Consider the following 16,616-nt stretch of genomic DNA (forward strand, 5'->3'; position numbering starts at 1 on the left):
TGCATTCGGCTTAGCTTCACTGCGTCATAGATACCGATTCGAACGGGAGGCCGTTATGAAACACGCCCAAGCGAAGCAACAAGCATCTAAGCAGGAAAATCAATCAAAGTGGATTGAATATACCGCGTTGGCAACTGTCCCCCTTGTACTCGTACTTGGCAATTCGATGCTGGTGCCCATATTGCCTGATGTCAAAAGACAGCTTTCGTTGTCCTCCTTGCAGACAAGCTTGATCATCACTCTTTTTTCTTTAGCAGCGGGAATTATTATCCCGATCGCCGGTTACCTTTCGGACCGCTTTGGCCGCAAAAAAATCATTATACCCGCTCTGATTCTATACGGGGCAGCAGGGATTCTAGCAGGATTCGGCGCGCTGTGGAAATCATACCCGCTACTGATTACAGCACGAGCGATACAAGGAATCGGAGCTGCCGGCACAGCCCCAATTGCCATGGCGCTTGTTGGTGATCTATATAAGGGTGCAACCGAAAGTCAGGCACTCGGGCTTATAGAAGCATCGAATGGCGCTGGTAAAGTAGCAAGTCCCATCCTAGGGTCCTTGTTGGCGCTTTGGAGCTGGACCGTTCCTTTCTTTGCATTCCCCGTCTTTTGCGCAGGTTCACTAGTGGCCATGATTTTCTTGATCAAGGAGCCCAAAGCATCTAAGGATAAAAAGAAGCTCCCTTTGTCCCAGTATATGGAGAACATAAAGAAGATCTTCAAACAAAAGGGACACTGGCTTATTCCTGCTTTTATTTCCGGTTCTTTAGCTCTATTTATTCTGTTCGGCATTTTGTTTTACTTGTCCGATATACTTGAAGAGGATCCTTACCATATAAAAGGGGTAATGAAGGGACTTGTACTCGCCATCCCATTGTTGGGCATGGTCATCACTTCTTTTACAACGGGCAGCCTTATTAAGAAAAATGGTGTTCTCATTCGCTGGCTCATCAACATCGGACTTTCCCTAATGGTGATCTCCTTATGCCTAACAATCTTCTTCAGCCGCAATCTCTATGTCTTTATCGGGCTTATTACGTTAAGCTCTATTGGTACAGGTTTGCTGCTTCCTTGCTTAAATACCATGATTACAGGCGCTGTAGAGAAGACTGAACGAGGCATGATTACATCACTATACAGCAGCATGCGCTTTATCGGGGTCGCACTTGGACCACCATTGTTCAGCTGGATGATGGATATTTCCCATCGCATTATTTTTATCAGCGTCACTTCGCTGTCAGCTATTGCGCTTGTCTTGGTGTTCTTCTTCATTAAGCCGGATAAAAAGGTGGCATAGCCTAATGCGGAACAAGCCGAGCTGCTCTGATTACTCCTGAGCGACTCGGCTTGTTAGTATAATCTCACTTTAATATTGACTTAAATACATATACATCTCACGCAATGTCATAACACGCTTTGCAAGCGCCTGATCCACAAAATTCATCCAAAGCTCTCCAGCAGTCCTAGCATCATAGAGAGCATGGTGGCGCTTCACAATAGAAATGCCGTGCATCTGAGCTAGCGTATCCAGGTCCAGTTCTCGTTGCTTAGGATACAGCCATTTTGCAACAAGCATCGTATCTAGCATCCTATACTTCCATGTGTGCCGGTGATATCGCCAAAGCGCCGTACGGAGAAAAGCTTTGTCATGGCCACTAGCATGAGCGATAATGAGCCGTTTATCTACAAATTGCACGAAGTGCCGGAGCCCATCACTTACTGATCGCGCCTCGGTCACCTCTTCATTCGTTATCCCTGTTAGCAGCTCGATATGGGAGGGGATATGGATGCCCGGGTTAAGCAGCTCATACCATTCGCAGTCTTCTCCCTGCTCCCACTTCGTTCCTACAATTTTCTTGGCACCTATCGAAATAATCTCATCAGCATAAGGCTCAAAGCCAGTCGTTTCCAGGTCGATAACGACGACAGGAAGCTCGGTTAATGGAATATCCAACAGCAGAGAACGCTCCTTGCCCCTTCCTGCACGCTCCTTCTCCTTCGCCAAGGACCGTTCATAGGCCTGCCTTGCACCTTCACTATGCAATTTCGAAGGCCTTGAAAAGGAATTGATTCCACCTTGGACAGATGCGTCCGTTGATAGGACTGGCTTCTGCATCCATCCTGCCCGTTCTCTTAAGCGATTCATCCATCCGGAGCTACCGCTTCTATTCTCATCAATCATGCAAGTACCTCCGTTCCAAGCATCGCAGCCATTTATTGATTGCATGGGAGCTAGACTTCAAGCCTTGCTTCATGACAGTTGTCAACCGTCCCGGATCGACCATGCCGCTTGATTGCCACTGTCCATGCACCAAGCAGCCCAGTGCTTCCAGCCGACTTTCCAGCACCATCTCCCATGCTACACCCGTTTCACGAACAGCTGCGTCTAACGATGAATCTCGTTCTAAGGAATAAGAAAGCCTGAGCAGCCGCTCTTTTGTCGATAGCGCTTCTGCATATTGACCCTCCATCCATGCCGTATTGCGCGCAAGCTGCACAATAGGGACATAGGAACGATATTTCACATCGAATCGCCCTGCATCTTCACCGTATCGCTCGCGTATCAGCTTACCAAAGCTGTTATGGGCAGGCTTTCGGTGCAGCAGATTCGCGATTAACGCTCGCTGTACTTCTAAACGGAGCAGAGGGGAGACCATATTCAATGAACCCCTCCACTGTTTCTCCAACTCAGTAGCGCCATAAATCGCTCTCATATCCATCGCCATCGTAAGGTATCGCGTATTTTCCCAACCTCTTTCAACTGCCCAACGCTTGGTTCGAGCAATCCATTCCTTAAGTGAGCCTCGCCACTGGCGATTGCTAGCCAGCACTTTGCCTGAGCACGGGGGAAATCCGAGCTGAATGAGCAATCTCGTAAACGCTTCACCCCATGCTGCAAAATAAGCTTCCATTGAGCCAGCTTCAAGGCTGATGGAATCGTCCCAAACCAATCCATGGTCCTGGTCGCTCCAAGGCGTCATTTCCATTCGCCCTCCACTGCCGAACAGGACACAAGCATATGGAACAGGGGCTTTTCCCATCCCTTCCTGCTCCAGGATTTCCTCTACCCAACCAGACGCCTGTTGAAAGAGATGATCATACACTGCCGTAATGAGCTCGTGCTTCTGATCAGCGGTTAATGGAATGGAAATGTGGTTTTGATTATGAGATGAAGGCAAGCGATGCCCTAACCTAATATTGCTAATGCCTTCATTCGTTGCTGAAAAGTAAGTATTCATCCACTCCATACGCACTTGATTGCAGTACATGATTCGTTCTTGCATAGGTAGCTGGTCTAAGCAAGAAAGTCGCTCCATCCAAGGCTGTGCCAGCTGCAAAGCAAGGCTTTGAGTCTTACTCAAGACTGTAACGTATCATCGGCTTTGCGGTTCAGAGTCGCTTCATGAGCCTGCAAAGCCTTCATTTGTTCAGGATAACCGTAGGTTCCATGCTCACTCATATCAAGACCAACCAGCTCCTCTTCTTCAGCAACGCGAAGTCCGATCGTCCATTTCAATATTCCAAGCACAAGCAAGGAAAGTACAGCTACAAAAGCGAACACCCCTAGAATACCAATCAATTGAACGAGAAGCTGGTCAACGCCTCCTCCATAGAACAAGCCAGATTTGCCTACCCCAACAGTATCGACTAATGCTGGTGCAGCGAATAGGCCTGTAGAAAGCGCCCCCCAGATGCCGGCTACACCATGTACGGAGAATGCATAGATCGGATCATCGATTCCCATTCGTTCTACCCATGAAGCCGTAAAAAATGTGATGACTCCAGCGACTGCACCAATGACAAGTGCAGCCCAAGGCTCTACAAAGGCGCAAGCTCCTGTTATCGCAACTAACGCAGCCAGTACACCGTTCAACATACTTGGAATATCTGCTTTCCCGAAGACCATCCATGAGATTAACAGTGCCGCAACTGCTCCAGCTGCTGCTGCAAGCTGCGTTGTCACGGCTATATAGCCAAAGAATCCATCATTGACGGCACCAAGCGTACTGCCTGGGTTAAATCCAAACCAGCCTATCCAGAGAAGAATAACACCAAGCACAGAGTAGACTTGATTGTGTCCAGGGATTAAGGTCGGCTTGCCGTCTGGGCTGTACTTGCCAAGTCGAGGCTTTAATAGAATGGTGGCAATCAATGCTGCAGTAGCTCCTTGCATATGCACAACGGCAGAACCTGCGAAGTCCTGCATGCCAAGCTTGGCAAGCCAGCCGCCGCCCCACACCCAATGTGCGGCAACAGGATAAATGATAATGGTGAATATGAAGCCGAAGATCATATAGATGGAGAGTTTCGCTCGCTCTGCGAACCCTCCGCATGCGATAGCTAATGAAATGGCCGCGAATGCCATCTGATACAAGAATTTAATGGTGATGGGAACATCAGAAGCGCTTAATGAGCTGAACAAAGAGGCTGAGGTGGATTCATCTCCACCGAAGAAGTAACCCGTAGTGCCAAAGAATCCATTGGTCTCGCCAAAGCCAAGTCCAAATCCAAACATCCAAAAGGCGATTGCACATATTCCTAATGTCAAGACAGTCTTGCCAGCAACATGACCTGCATTCTTCATTCGAGTCGAGCCTGCTTCAAGTAATGCAAATCCGCCCTGCATCAGCAGCACCAAGACTGCAGCGATTAGAATCCACACACCGTCCAAGCCGACTTTCAATTGTTCCGTCGTGACCTCTGCTGCTGCAGATGCATAACTGCCTCCCAGCAGCAGAGCTGACACTGCCAATGCAGATACAGATGCGAATTTGCTCCTTTTTACGTTCAACTCCATGACAACCACCCCTTAATGTTAGATTTCATAACATTCATTATAACTATTGATGACATTATAATCAGAATAGCTAACTTTTGGCAATACATAAATGGAATATGGTCAAAAATATTGTTTTCTCGTTTATAATCAAGAATTTTATGTTAAATTATATAACATATTTCAAAACCGTAACGTTTGACTGTATGGTTTCGCATGCAGTATCATAGGAATATAAGGAAAGCGATGAAATGAGGTGAGAGGCAATGGGGATATGAAACTTTACCGAATCGGAGAGTTGGCTCGGGCAACGTCCTTAAGCCAACGAACAATCGACTACTACACCAAGATCGGACTCATCGAACCAGCTCAACGGACAAATACCAATTATAGGCTGTATCATTCTGAAACGATAGAACGTCTTGAACGTATAAGTCAGTTAAAGCAGGAAAAGTACTCGCTGGATGAAATCAAAAACTATTTTATGCAGCTTAAGCGAGTTGCCAGTGATTCTGAGCTGATTAAGCGACTCACTGACCTCCAAGTCCATATGGAGCAGGTTGAGCGCGATGCGAAGGAACTGCAGCCGATGCTGGACAAGATGAAGCCGAAGCAGCGCAAGTCCTTGCTACAGCGCATCAGTCCGCAAAGCGCAGCTTGTATCGAAGTGCTGGTTGCCATTTTAGATAAGCAGCAGCATCTGATGTAGCATCTAAGCACAAGTATCATGAAGTCTATTGCATAACAACAAGGAGGAACACATATGCTATTTTTTCACCCTATGGACTTTCTTATCATCATTGCCTTCGGACTTTCTCTGTGGGCACAGTTTCGTGTAAAAGGAACATTCAATCAGTTTTCTAAGGTCCGCATCCACAGCGGGATGACTGGCTATGAAGCAGCACGTCGCATGCTTGACAGCAACGGTCTCTACGACGTTCCAGTTGAACCTGTGCGCGGCGCTCTGACTGACCACTACGATCCATTGAAGCGTGTCGTGCGCTTGTCAGAGCCGGTATACTACGAGAGTTCGATCTCCGCTGTATCCGTTGCCTGCCACGAAGTCGGACATGCGATTCAACATCAACAATCGTATCCAATGCTTGTTCTTCGCCACCGTATGTTCCCAATTGTAAACTTTGCTTCGGGACTGGCTCCGTTCATGCTGATTGCAGGGTTCTTGTTCCAAGTAAGCGGATTGATTGGACTAGGCATCATCTTCTTCTCAGCAGCCGTTGCCTTCCAATTGGTTACCCTGCCGGTCGAGTTCAATGCAAGCAACCGCGCACGCGATCTCATGATTGCCGAGGGCTTCATCACGAATGATGAAGAACGCGGTGTGGCAAAGGTCCTCAACGCCGCAGCTCTAACTTATGTTGCCGCTGCCTTAATCTCTCTCTTGGAGCTTGTGAAGTACATTATGATCTTCACAAACAACAGAGACTAATGATCAACAACTGAGCATAACAAACGACATAAAGCCGACTCCGTTTCTGAAAGGAGTCGGCTTTTTTATCAAAAGTTCTTCTATTACAGAACTTAATCGGGTATGATTGTAAGTATTGCTTAGGTTACATTTCTCCGCTTGGACACACCTTTCTGTACGTTGTTTATTTTTCTTCATTACACACGCAGGAGCCCATCCACATCGAGCACTTCTATTCTTCGATGGCTCTTTCTTCGGATTAACCCTCGCTCTTCGAGATGCGTTAAATTCCGACTAATCGTCTCAGGTGTCGTCCCTAAGTAGGAAGCAACGTCTTTCTTGCTCATCGGCAAATCAAACTCAGGAGCGCTGCTGCCTTCTAAGCATTCCGCTAAGTAGACTGCAATTCGAGTATCTACCCTTACAGTCGCAAAGCGAGTCGTTTGCTGCTCTGATTGCTCCAGCCTGTTTGCAAACTCTAATAGAAATTTCAGCGAAATCGAAGGATATGCCAATAAGAAGTCCTGTAAATCTGCTCGTTGTATTCTGCATACTTGAGTATCGATGACCGCTTCCGCATAGCAGTCATGAAATGAATCCCGAAACAAGGCAAGCTCACCTGTAAAGTCCCTCGCTTGAAGGATGCGAACGAGCTGCTGCTTCCCAGATTCAGATAGGCGATAAATCCGGATTCTCCCACTATTGACAATGTATAATGAATCGGATTGATCACCAGCATGGTAGATGATCTCACCTTTCTTATAAGCTTCTCTGCGGAATGCTTGGCTAATTTCTTTCATCTGCTCCGCCTCTAAATGATTGAAAATCGGAACAAGCGAGATGCACTCCTCATGTCTGTGATGAACACACACTTTATTTTCAGACATGGTTATTCCCCTCCACTAATCAGAAGTTGTTTTTCGTTACTTCCATCCTTAGATCTTCATCCTGCCGCACGATGAAGATCTGCATTATTTTTTACTTGTACCACTTTCTTTCCGCTTGCAAACTTCATCAGTCCCATCCCATTTAAGATAACAAGCAATACACTCGCTTCATGTATAAACATTCCGGATGCTAGATGTACAGAACCACTCAGTACACCAACCAGCAGGAGCATGACTGTTACGAGGGCAATATAGGTGTTTTGTTTCATATTCCGCACCGTCGACTTAGTCAGCAAATAGGCATGCGATAACTGCTTCAGCCTGTCTGCCAGCAGCACAATGTCTGCTGTTTCCATAGCTATATCCGTTCCGCCTTTTCCCATCGCTAAGCCGATATCGGCCACTGCAATTGCAGGCGCATCATTTATCCCATCACCAACCATCGCCACAATATGACCTGCTTCCTTCAACGCCTTGACATACTCCACTTTATGTTCCGGCAGCAGTTCGGCATGGTATTTCGTCTATATCCAGTTGATCCGCTACAAGCTTCGCTACATGCTCGTTATCACCAGTCAGCATCACCATATGTTTAATGCCATTTTCTCGCAGCTCAGCAATGGCTTGAGAAACCTCTTCACGAAGTTGATCCGCTATCGATATGAAGCCTGCCAATTGCCCCTCTACTACAGCAAAGACGACGGTATTCCCTCGCTTTTCACTCCTTACAGCTTCCTCCTCAATCTCAAGAGGAATTGTAATACACTTGCTCGCAAGCCACTTATGATTGCCAATCATGATCCCCATGCCATTCACTTTCGCATAAAGGCCATTGCCTTTCATGATATCTACATCTACTGCCTGATCTACAAGCATAAAGTTTCTCGCTTTAGCTTCCTGCACAATCGCTTGCCCCAGATGATGCTCTGAACTCATTTCTGCCACAGCCGCCAACCGAAGCAGCTCGTTTTCATCATATGGACGGAATGCCTTAATGTTTGTTACCACAGGCTTCCCTTTCGTTAAGGTGCCGGTTTTATCAAATACAACCGTGTCTACTTTTGAGAATCGTTCCATCACCTCTCCACCCTTAACAAGAATGCCATGCTTCGCGCCATTCCCAATCCCTGCAACGTTCGACACAGGGGCATCGATCACCAAAGCACCGGGACAAGCGATAACCAGAAAGGTAATGGCCATTCGAATCTCTCTTGTCAAAATGAACACCATAATCGATAAAGCGACAACAGCAGGTGTATAGTAACGAGCAAAGGTTTGGAGGAACTTCTCTGTTTGTGATTTGGATTCTTGGGCCTCCTCCACCAACTCAATGATTTTTGCAAATGTCGTATCCTCTCCAACACGTTCTGCAATGATCTCGACATAGCCGTGATCCACCATCGATCCACTATATACTTGGTCATTTTCCTTCTTGAAGACAGGTACAGACTCACCTGTTACAGCTGACTCATTCATTGAAGCCTGTCCTGTTACAATCTTCCCATCAACAGGTATCTTGCCACCTGAGCGAATAACGACTCGCTCACCCTTTACTACCTCATCTACAGGAACCAATACTTGTTCTCCATTCCGAATGACTTCAGCTTCCTGCAGAGCTAGATCCATTAGCTCTTTTAATGATGATCTTGTTTTGGTTAAGGTGCGAAGCTCTAAATAATCTCCAAACAAAAATAAAAACGTCACGACGGCCGACTCCGAATATTCTCCAATTACAAGCGCCCCGATGACCGCAATCGTTACTAATAGTTCAATACTGAATACACGCATTCGAATAGATTGGTAAGCTTTCATCACAATAGGACCACCTGCAATAATTGTTGCAAGCACGAAGGCAAACTTGTGCCATTCTTCGTATCCAAACGCCCCTAACAAAAAGCCGATAGCGATCAACAGGAATGATATCGCTGTTAACTGGTTTTTATATCGAAGCACAACTTTCATGTCACGCACTCCTTTCTTGCCTTTTTGAGTAAAGTCAACTCAAAAATCTCAAAAACCTACTCTCCCCTTCTGCTGACATCATAAGACTTTATTCGATTAAAAAAATTGACTTCCGTCAAGTTTTCAACATTCGTTCTCATTTGTTGCCCTGACCATTCAAAAAAGACGATTATGCATATTGCCAGATCACGCGATTCCTCGACGAAAAAGGCTTACAACGCCTTTCCAAACGTTATAAGCCTGCAAAATGGTGCACTAGCACGTGTTATGTGTATGTAGATACTCTCTTTGAAGATCGCACATTGTAGCCTAATTGCAAGATCTTATCCTGTAATTGATCTGCCTCGACTTGAGATTCAATTCATCATAGTTAACCTTAACCTTACTTGCGTTGAACATTACGATAACGTGATCTACACCTGCCGTTTTGCTTAAAATTTTCTCAATTTTCTTTATACAGGAGGGGCACGTCAAAGGCTCTAATTGAAAGGTGACTGTAATCATTTCATCTTCCTCCTTGATTGGTTATGCCCTCATTCTACTGCAAGCTGGATTTACATAACTTGATGCTGATCAAGATTTCATTATTGCAAAAAATAAAAAAGCATCTCCTGCCAGTGCACGCCATTTGTTTCATACCAAAGTATGATTCCAATAGCAGCACTCGGAGATGCTCTATTCAATAAGCTATTCGATATTAAAAAAGGAGGTATTATTGCCGATTTATATGATCTTTGAAATACTCTAATAGGAAGCGCTGGAACGTCTCAGCGACACGAGGCAGCTTCTCATCTACTCTGCGGATTAGCCCAACCGTCCTAGTCACTTTCGGCTCCGTAATGCGTACGCTTGCAGGCTGCAGCTCAGATGTATGACGCAGCGCCATTTCAGGCAGCAAACTGACCCCCATCCCCGCAGCAACAAGTCCTCGTATGGTATCCGTCTCCTCTCCCTCAAAGCCAATCGCAGGAGAAAAGCCAGCCTGCACACAGGCATCCCATACAATTGGCCGCAGCGAGTAGCCTTGGCTGAAGAGGACGAATGTTTCATCCTTTAGCTGGGACAAGTGGATCTCCTCCTCATTCGCTAGCGGATGGTTAGGAGGAAGAATCGCGGCAAGCTCCTCGGTAAGCAAAATCTCACCTGTGACCTGCTCAGACTTTTCTGGATATGGCGAAATAAATGCCAAATCAATCTCGCCATTGATCACGTCTCGAATCAATGAAGGGTACATCCCCTGCTTGAATCGAAACTTGACATTCGGATGCAGCTTACGGAAAGCTGCAACGACAGAAGGAATCAAATGAATGCCTAAGCTGTGCGGAAATCCAATTCGAATCTCTCCAAGCTCAGGATCAATGAACTCCTGGATCTCCTGAACGGCCTTTTCCAGCTCCTTCAGTATCGCTTCTGCTCTTTTAAGAAACAATTGCCCTACAGGAGTAAGCTGTAAATTACGCCCTTTCTGCAAGAAGAGCTTCACACCGAGCTCTTCCTCTAGCTGATGAATCTGCCGGCTAACCGCAGATTGCGCGACATGCATTTCCTCCGCAGCCTGCGTGACATGTTCTTTCTGGGCTACCTTTACAAAGTAATATAACTGCCTCAGCTCCACAATCCCTCAACGCTCCGTTCTATATGATCAATACTCTTTCTTGAACAACGCTTATCTTCGATGGATCCATCGCATAACTGTGTACAAGACAAAACCCCCTGCTAGGCCGCCTAGATGAGCGCTCCAGCTGATATTGGTCATCAGGAACGACTGAACGATACCAAGACCTAAAATGATGTACAGCGTTTTACGAGATGCCTCATCCAGCGCTTGGCGCTGAAAGATCGCGATAAATAAATAAGCTCCGTACAAACCGTAAATGGCGCTGGATGCACCAGCCATCAAAGTCCCCCACTCTGATGCAAATACACTGAACGCATTCCCAAGAACCCCGCTTAGCACATAGAGCAGTGCATAGCGAACGTGACCTAGAATCCGTTCAAGCGGCGGAGCAAAGACAAACAAAGCAAACATGTTAAATAATAAATGCTCAAATCCGATGTGAAGAAACATTGCGCTAACAAGCCGCCAAGTCTGTTCAACAAATGGCTCCCACTTTAGCACAGCTCCGAATCGAAGCAGCGTCTCTCCACTCGTTGAGCCTCCATTCATCGCTAGGATGATGAACATAATAATATTCACTGCAATTAGAGTACTCGTCACTGGAAACTGCTTCAGGTAGCTCCGCCAATTCTCATAACGAATAAAAATCATCCATCGTCACTCCTTCAGCAATCATTCTCATGCCGCAATCCCATTCATAGCGAACGTAGATTGGACAACTTAACATTTGTAAGATTATAATATGAACAGGGTATTACCAAAAATTAGAGCCGTTACGCAAGGAGGTAACTATCATGACCGTAGAACGCACAGGTGTTGCTACTTTCAAAGGAAATCCCATTACTCTTCTAGGACCTGAATTGCACGTTGGCGATCAAGCCCCTGACTTCACTTTGCATAAAAACTTGCTTGAGACAGCGAGTCTGAACGACTTCGCAGGTAAGATCAAGCTGATCAGTGTTGTGCCTTCAATCGATACGGGCGTATGCGACATGCAAACTCGTCGTTTCAACGAAGAAGCTTCTAAGCTTGGTGAGCAAGTTGCCGTACTTACTGTAAGCGCAGACCTTCCATTTGCTCAAGCACGCTGGTGCGGTGCAGCTGGTGTAGACCAGGTTGTGATGCTGTCTGATTACAAGAACAACACTTTTGGACAAGCATATGGCTTGTTGATCAAAGAATTCCAGCTTGATATGAGAGCTATCTTCGTGCTGGATGCCGACAACAAGATTACATATGTCGAGTATCTCAAGGAAATGGCTGAGCATCCGAACTATGATGCAGCAATCGAAGCTGTTAAAGCCCTTGTCTAATCCTGTACACAAAAAGCGAGAGCAGAGCTTTGGCTCTCCTCTCGCTCAGCTGTTTCTTCTTTGTTAAGGTTGTGTCTTATAGCTCGACAGTTTTTTATCTAGTACAGAGTATAGATCAAGAATCACTCGGTAGTTCGCACCGAGATCTCCCATTCCACCTCTTGAGGCGGAGTATATATCAACCGCTGTCTTCACAGGGCTTACCGACACAATTGATACGGTTATATCCATAGTACGTCCGGTTGCAGTCCGCTTCTCTAATGTAATTTCCCCTACATTCGGAACCTCATGCAAGAGCTTATAGCCTTGAATCTTCTTAAGTGTTGAAGATACCTCTGCCCAAGCCTTGTCCTTCGATAAGGAGTAGTAATGCGTTTTCAGTTTGGGATCTTTAGCTCGATCACTGGTCGTTTCGAAACTACGAATAACACCAGCAAGAGTTCGTTTGAGTGACAAAAGCGTCTTCCTCCTTTATATGAACTGCCGTTGCTCACTTATTACAGTGTAACATTGAACGTGTAAGGAGAAAAGGGCTAAACGAGAAGAACAAACAAAAAACACTTCCCGCATGGACAAAGTCCATATAGAAAGTGTTGTTTCTTTACAGGAAACCCGCGAATGCCGTTCGACTTTAATGTTTCTGAACCTGCTCTCACAGGTGGGTGTCCTCAAAGCCACGTTTGACTACTCAGTGAAGAGCTTGCCAGCGGAGACTCAATGTTGAACTCCCAAGAAACCATCATTGGTTCAAAACAACGAAAGCCGTAACGCACATCGCAGGAGTCGTTCAAGTTGTAGACTCATTATAGAACGCTTTTCGACAAAAGTAAAGCCTCAAACCTCACATGATGACTCATTATCATCTGGATTCGGATGCAGGCTTTTCCTTATCCTCTTCTTCATCAGGGCGTCCTTCACCATCAGAAAGCGCTTGACCTTCAAGTGCTTCTTCATTCTCTTCAGCGTCACGCTGCTCTGCCAATTGCTCCTGCTGCGCCTGCATCTTCTGATACGTCGCATAGAAATTAAAGAATGCATAGTAGGCAATAACGGAACCTGCGAAGAAAATGATAATGAACGGATATTTGATTCCAAAGTACAAAATCGCACCGCTTACAATTGCAGTCAGTACAACACGTACAGGACGGAATACCGTAAGAAGAACACTATTTTTCAAAATCTCGAATGTCTTCATATGGTAATGGGATACCATGGAGAAGAAGTTGAACAAAGATACAAACAAGATAATAAGCAATCCAAGCATGACATAGCCGATCATGCGCATAGATGTCAATTGCGTCATATAGACGGTATAGTCAATGTACATAATGACGAACAGCAACGTATAGAAGATCCCGCCGATCATCGCTTGCTTATAGTTTTCTTTGTACGAACTAAAAAACGTTTTTAAGAGCTTCACATCTGTGTCGCCCATGATCCATTTGCGGCCTACTGAGAACATCGCCGATGTAGCCGGGAATAAAGTAAACGGTGCCAGAATTCCCATCGCCCAGTTCATCTGCAGAGATTCGTTCGGGAAATTACCTGCCATAAACAATAGCTTCATGAATAACGCCGCAAAGAACGGCAACGAGCAACCGATCCATAAAAGATTGGTGACCGAGAACCGCATAATCCACTCTGAAATGCGATAAAAACCACCCATTAACCCTCGAAATTCCAAACGAGACACCTCCATCATCCTGTCTCTTAACTATAATACAAACAGAGGTTGTACACCAGTGCCTATTTTCATGCATCTAGGTCAACTGTCTATGCCGCCGAAGCATGACTGCCATATGATGTACAGTGTCTAGAAGAGATCAGCACTCAAAGGAGGATTGCCACATGGGTCAATTAGGATATGGTGGTTTTGGTTGTGGAGTAGGCGGTTTGGGTACTAATGTAGGTGCTATCCTAGTACTATTCATCCTGCTTGTTATCATCAGCCGCTCTCTCTGCTGCTAAGATTAAGCTACTCTCCCCATAACGTCTATCGCAGGATCTGAGAAGCAGGAGGATACCCTCCTGCTTTTCCTATCCATATAACAGCGTCTACAAAGTTAAGCAAGCCTCATAAGCTCAGAAGGATGATACTGCGCGGCAGCATCCTTTAGATCGCCTTTGTACACAAGCTGGAGGCGAGCACATTGTCTAAAGTCTTCCGGAGTAACCCACTCCGACTGTTTTTGGAACAAATCACAGCCGCTGTACTGCAAGACAGAAGCAACGAATTGCGAGCAAAAATAAGCATTCTCCCGTTCAATTCTTACTCGGAATACAATGCCTAGAAGACCAATCAAGTTGTATCGATACTCATCCTTGTGCTGTTCGATCATTCTAATTCTTCTTCGAATCCGGTCATATACATCTTGCGTAACCGTGATCTTATAGAGTGCGCACAGGGTAGGACGATGACTAGATCGAATCAGGCTTCCATAGATCTGTTCGCGAACGAAGCCTCCGATAAAGGGATTGGCAGGATCTTTCCGGCCAAAGCTGTATACTTCCGTCAATTTACGGTCAAACGCAATGGATACATGATTAAGCGGCTCACGTGTATACATCTTAATCATTTGAGACAACCATGTACCGGTGTCTGTTAATAAAATATAAATCTCTTTTTGCTCCAACAATGGTATCACCCAATACGAATAAATATGAATTATTCTCATTGTATAAATACTCATACTTATTGGATACGATCTTCAGCCTAATTTACATCTAGACTTTAGTCGAGGATTGTATAAATGCAGGTCAGCATATCGGACAGAGAGTCTATTCAATCCATCCATGAACCAATAAATAAACGATACATAGTAGAATAGATAGGCGAGATGGTTATGAGTCATGATCGATGAGGACTGATCCAAGAGGCAATAGAGATCATTCTTATTCTTATTCTAAAAAAGGAACAGTTGAGCAATCAACTGTCCCTTTGATGTTCTTATTCAGAATCGGAATTGAAACGGGATTCGCGGTTCTCGTAGTTACGGCGCGGACGACGATCTCCTCCGCCGGAACGATCTCCTCCACGATCGTACTCACGGCGATTGCCATAGTTACGGTTATCACCACGATTGTCTCCACGATTATCACCACGATTGTCTCCACGATTATCACCACGATTGTCCCCACGGTTGTTGTAACCGCCGCGACGATCCTTGTTGTCACGGTAGTTGCCACCACCGCCAGAGCCATAGCGGCCGCCACCGCTTCTTCCATATGGCGCGTTCAATCTACGGCCATTGGAGCGAATGTCTGGCTTACGGCGCTTCGCACGAATTGGATCCTCTGGAGTCAGGTTGACTTGAACATCCTTCTTCTCGCCTGTCAGCAATTTGAATGCTGCGCTTAGCAATTGAACAGAGTCATACTGCTCAAGAAGCTGCAGCGTAATTGCTTTGTATTCGTTCAGCTCGCCTGATTGGATCACATCGATCAAGCGATCTGCAACGACGCGCTGTTTGCCTTCGATTGCTTCTGCCAAGCTCGGCATAGGCTTGCGGTTAATGCGATGGCGCGTTACGCGCTCGATGAAGTGAAGATGATCCATCTCACGTGGCGTAACGAAGGACCAAGCACTACCTTCTTTACCTGCACGTCCTGTACGACCGATGCGGTGTACATAGGACTCTGGGTCTTGCGGCAAGTCAAAGTTGATAACGTGTGTAACGCCGGATACATCAAGACCACGTGCTGCAACGTCAGTTGCTACCAGCACGTCAATGCTGCCGTCACGGAACTTACGCATAACCGTGTCACGTTGGTTCTGGGACAGGTCACCATGAAGGCCGTCCGCTGTATATCCACGCTTCTGAAGAGCTTCAGACAGCTCATCTACACGGCGCTTCGTACGACCGAATACGATCGCAAGCTCTGGTGATTCCATATCAAGCAAACGGCTCAACGCATCAAATTTGGAACGTTCGTTAACTTCGATATAGTTCTGCTCAATAAGTGGCGCACTTACTTGCTTAGGCATAACGGATACATGCTCAGGATTTTTCAAGAATGTATTCGCGAGCTTTTGAATGTTAGGAGGCATTGTCGCGGAGAACAACATCGTTTGACGCTCTTCCGGCACAAGCTTCAAGATGGACGTAATGTCGTCCATGAAGCCCATGTCGAGCATTTCATCCGCCTCGTCCAATACAACCGTATTGACATCATCCAGACGGATCGTCTTGCGGTTAATATGATCAAGCAAACGGCCAGGTGTACCGATAATAATTTGTGGGCGCTTTTTCAACGCGCGAATTTGGCGACCAATATCTTGTCCACCGTAAATAGCCAAAGAACGAACGCCCTTAAAGCGGGAAAGCTTGCCGATCTCTTCGGATACTTGAATCGCAAGCTCGCGTGTTGGTGTCATAACGAGGGCTACGACACGTTCTTCGCTTGGCTCGATCTTTGTAATAAGAGGAATACCGAACGCGGCTGTCTTACCTGTACCTGTTTGCGCTTGTCCGATCATATCACTGCCTGATAGCGCTACAGGAATCGCCTTTTCCTGAATCGGCGTGGATTCTTCGAATCCTAATTCTGTAATTGCTTGAAGTACTTTAGGCTCCAAGCCAAATTCTGCAAAATTTTTCAATATATTCATGCTCCTTCTGTGTGGACAAACCAC

General features: G+C 46.0%; 16 protein-coding genes, 1 other RNA gene and 1 pseudogene. 5 read left to right on the plus strand and 13 right to left on the minus strand.

Annotation, left to right across the window (positions count from 1 at the left end):
- Nucleotides 1-55: 55 nt before the first annotated feature.
- Nucleotides 56-1,297: an MFS transporter gene (locus I2H74_RS03140; RefSeq protein WP_229106303.1), complete on the plus strand. Its 1,242-nt coding sequence runs from the start codon at nt 56-58 to the stop codon at nt 1,295-1,297.
- A gap of 69 nt (nt 1,298-1,366) precedes the next feature.
- On the opposite strand, the gene I2H74_RS03145 is transcribed toward I2H74_RS03140, so the two are convergent.
- From I2H74_RS03145 to I2H74_RS03155, 3 genes are read right to left on the minus strand one after another with little or no spacing between them, the layout of a single operon-like run.
- Nucleotides 1,367-2,182: an exonuclease domain-containing protein gene (locus tag I2H74_RS03145; protein WP_195571569.1), complete on the minus strand. Its 816-nt coding sequence runs from the start codon at nt 2,180-2,182 to the stop codon at nt 1,367-1,369.
- The gene (locus tag I2H74_RS03150; RefSeq protein WP_195571571.1) at nt 2,175-3,362 is read right to left on the minus strand and encodes a DUF294 nucleotidyltransferase-like domain-containing protein; all 1,188 of its coding nucleotides are present in this window, start codon (nt 3,360-3,362) and stop codon (nt 2,175-2,177) included. Before I2H74_RS03150 ends, I2H74_RS03145 begins: the two co-directional genes overlap by 8 nt.
- Nucleotides 3,359-4,798, minus strand: coding sequence for an ammonium transporter (locus I2H74_RS03155; RefSeq protein ID WP_195571573.1), 1,440 nt, complete (start codon nt 4,796-4,798; stop codon nt 3,359-3,361). The genes I2H74_RS03150 and I2H74_RS03155 overlap by 4 nt, the downstream gene beginning before the upstream one ends.
- A 253-nt stretch (nt 4,799-5,051) precedes the next feature.
- Here I2H74_RS03155 and I2H74_RS03160 point away from each other — a divergent pair, with 253 nt between their 5' ends.
- On the plus strand, nt 5,052-5,486 hold the full coding sequence (locus I2H74_RS03160; protein WP_195571575.1) for a MerR family transcriptional regulator: 435 nt from the start codon (nt 5,052-5,054) through the stop codon (nt 5,484-5,486).
- Nucleotides 5,487-5,540: 54 nt separating this feature from the next.
- Entirely contained in the window at nt 5,541-6,224 is a 684-nt protein-coding gene (locus tag I2H74_RS03165) for a zinc metallopeptidase (RefSeq protein ID WP_195571576.1), read from the plus strand.
- 176 nt (nt 6,225-6,400) lie between these two features.
- Here the strand turns inward: I2H74_RS03165 and I2H74_RS03170 are convergent, their stop codons facing one another.
- The 5 genes and pseudogenes from I2H74_RS03170 to I2H74_RS03190 form a co-directional block, all read right to left on the minus strand.
- On the minus strand, nt 6,401-7,090 hold the full coding sequence (locus I2H74_RS03170) for a Crp/Fnr family transcriptional regulator (protein ID WP_195571578.1): 690 nt from the start codon (nt 7,088-7,090) through the stop codon (nt 6,401-6,403).
- Between the two features lie 56 nt (nt 7,091-7,146).
- Nucleotides 7,147-9,052: pseudogene (locus I2H74_RS03175) on the minus strand (heavy metal translocating P-type ATPase).
- 309 nt (nt 9,053-9,361) lie between these two features.
- On the minus strand, nt 9,362-9,556 hold the full coding sequence (locus I2H74_RS03180) for a heavy-metal-associated domain-containing protein (RefSeq protein ID WP_420707407.1): 195 nt from the start codon (nt 9,554-9,556) through the stop codon (nt 9,362-9,364).
- A gap of 208 nt (nt 9,557-9,764) precedes the next feature.
- On the minus strand, nt 9,765-10,667 hold the full coding sequence (locus tag I2H74_RS03185; RefSeq protein ID WP_195571579.1) for a LysR family transcriptional regulator: 903 nt from the start codon (nt 10,665-10,667) through the stop codon (nt 9,765-9,767).
- Nucleotides 10,668-10,718: 51 nt separating this feature from the next.
- Entirely contained in the window at nt 10,719-11,321 is a 603-nt protein-coding gene (locus I2H74_RS03190) for a rhomboid family intramembrane serine protease (RefSeq protein WP_195571581.1), read from the minus strand.
- A 143-nt stretch (nt 11,322-11,464) separates the two neighbouring features.
- Between I2H74_RS03190 and tpx the strand changes: the two genes are divergently transcribed.
- Nucleotides 11,465-11,983: a thiol peroxidase gene (gene tpx / locus I2H74_RS03195; RefSeq protein ID WP_195571583.1), complete on the plus strand. Its 519-nt coding sequence runs from the start codon at nt 11,465-11,467 to the stop codon at nt 11,981-11,983.
- Nucleotides 11,984-12,046: 63 nt separating this feature from the next.
- On the opposite strand, the gene I2H74_RS03200 is transcribed toward tpx, so the two are convergent.
- The 3 genes from I2H74_RS03200 to I2H74_RS03210 all read right to left on the minus strand — a co-directional run bounded on the left by I2H74_RS03200 (nt 12,047) and on the right by I2H74_RS03210 (nt 13,667).
- Nucleotides 12,047-12,439 carry a DUF1499 domain-containing protein gene (locus tag I2H74_RS03200; protein WP_195571585.1) on the minus strand — a complete coding sequence of 131 codons (393 nt, stop codon included), beginning with the start codon at nt 12,437-12,439 and terminating at the stop codon, nt 12,047-12,049.
- 149 nt (nt 12,440-12,588) lie between these two features.
- A non-coding RNA gene (gene ssrS / locus I2H74_RS03205) (6S RNA) lies at nt 12,589-12,769 on the minus strand.
- Between the two features lie 73 nt (nt 12,770-12,842).
- Nucleotides 12,843-13,667, minus strand: a complete 825-nt coding sequence (locus tag I2H74_RS03210; RefSeq protein WP_195571587.1) for a YesL family protein — start codon at nt 13,665-13,667, stop codon at nt 12,843-12,845.
- A 164-nt stretch (nt 13,668-13,831) separates the two neighbouring features.
- Between I2H74_RS03210 and I2H74_RS24430 the strand changes: the two genes are divergently transcribed.
- On the plus strand, nt 13,832-13,951 hold the full coding sequence (locus I2H74_RS24430) for a YjcZ family sporulation protein (RefSeq protein WP_229106304.1): 120 nt from the start codon (nt 13,832-13,834) through the stop codon (nt 13,949-13,951).
- Between the two features lie 95 nt (nt 13,952-14,046).
- On the opposite strand, the gene I2H74_RS03215 is transcribed toward I2H74_RS24430, so the two are convergent.
- A complete protein-coding gene (locus tag I2H74_RS03215; RefSeq protein ID WP_229106305.1) occupies nt 14,047-14,658 on the minus strand; it encodes a hypothetical protein in 612 nt (203 codons plus the stop codon).
- A 272-nt stretch (nt 14,659-14,930) separates the two neighbouring features.
- Complete coding sequence (locus I2H74_RS03220) at nt 14,931-16,583, minus strand: DEAD/DEAH box helicase (RefSeq protein WP_324253983.1); 1,653 nt, start codon at nt 16,581-16,583, stop codon at nt 14,931-14,933.
- Between the last annotated feature and the right edge of the window lie 33 nt (nt 16,584-16,616).

Origin of the sequence: Paenibacillus sp. 1001270B_150601_E10 (assembly GCF_015558675.1) — a bacterium.
Lineage (GTDB): Bacteria > Bacillota > Bacilli > Paenibacillales > Paenibacillaceae > Paenibacillus_B.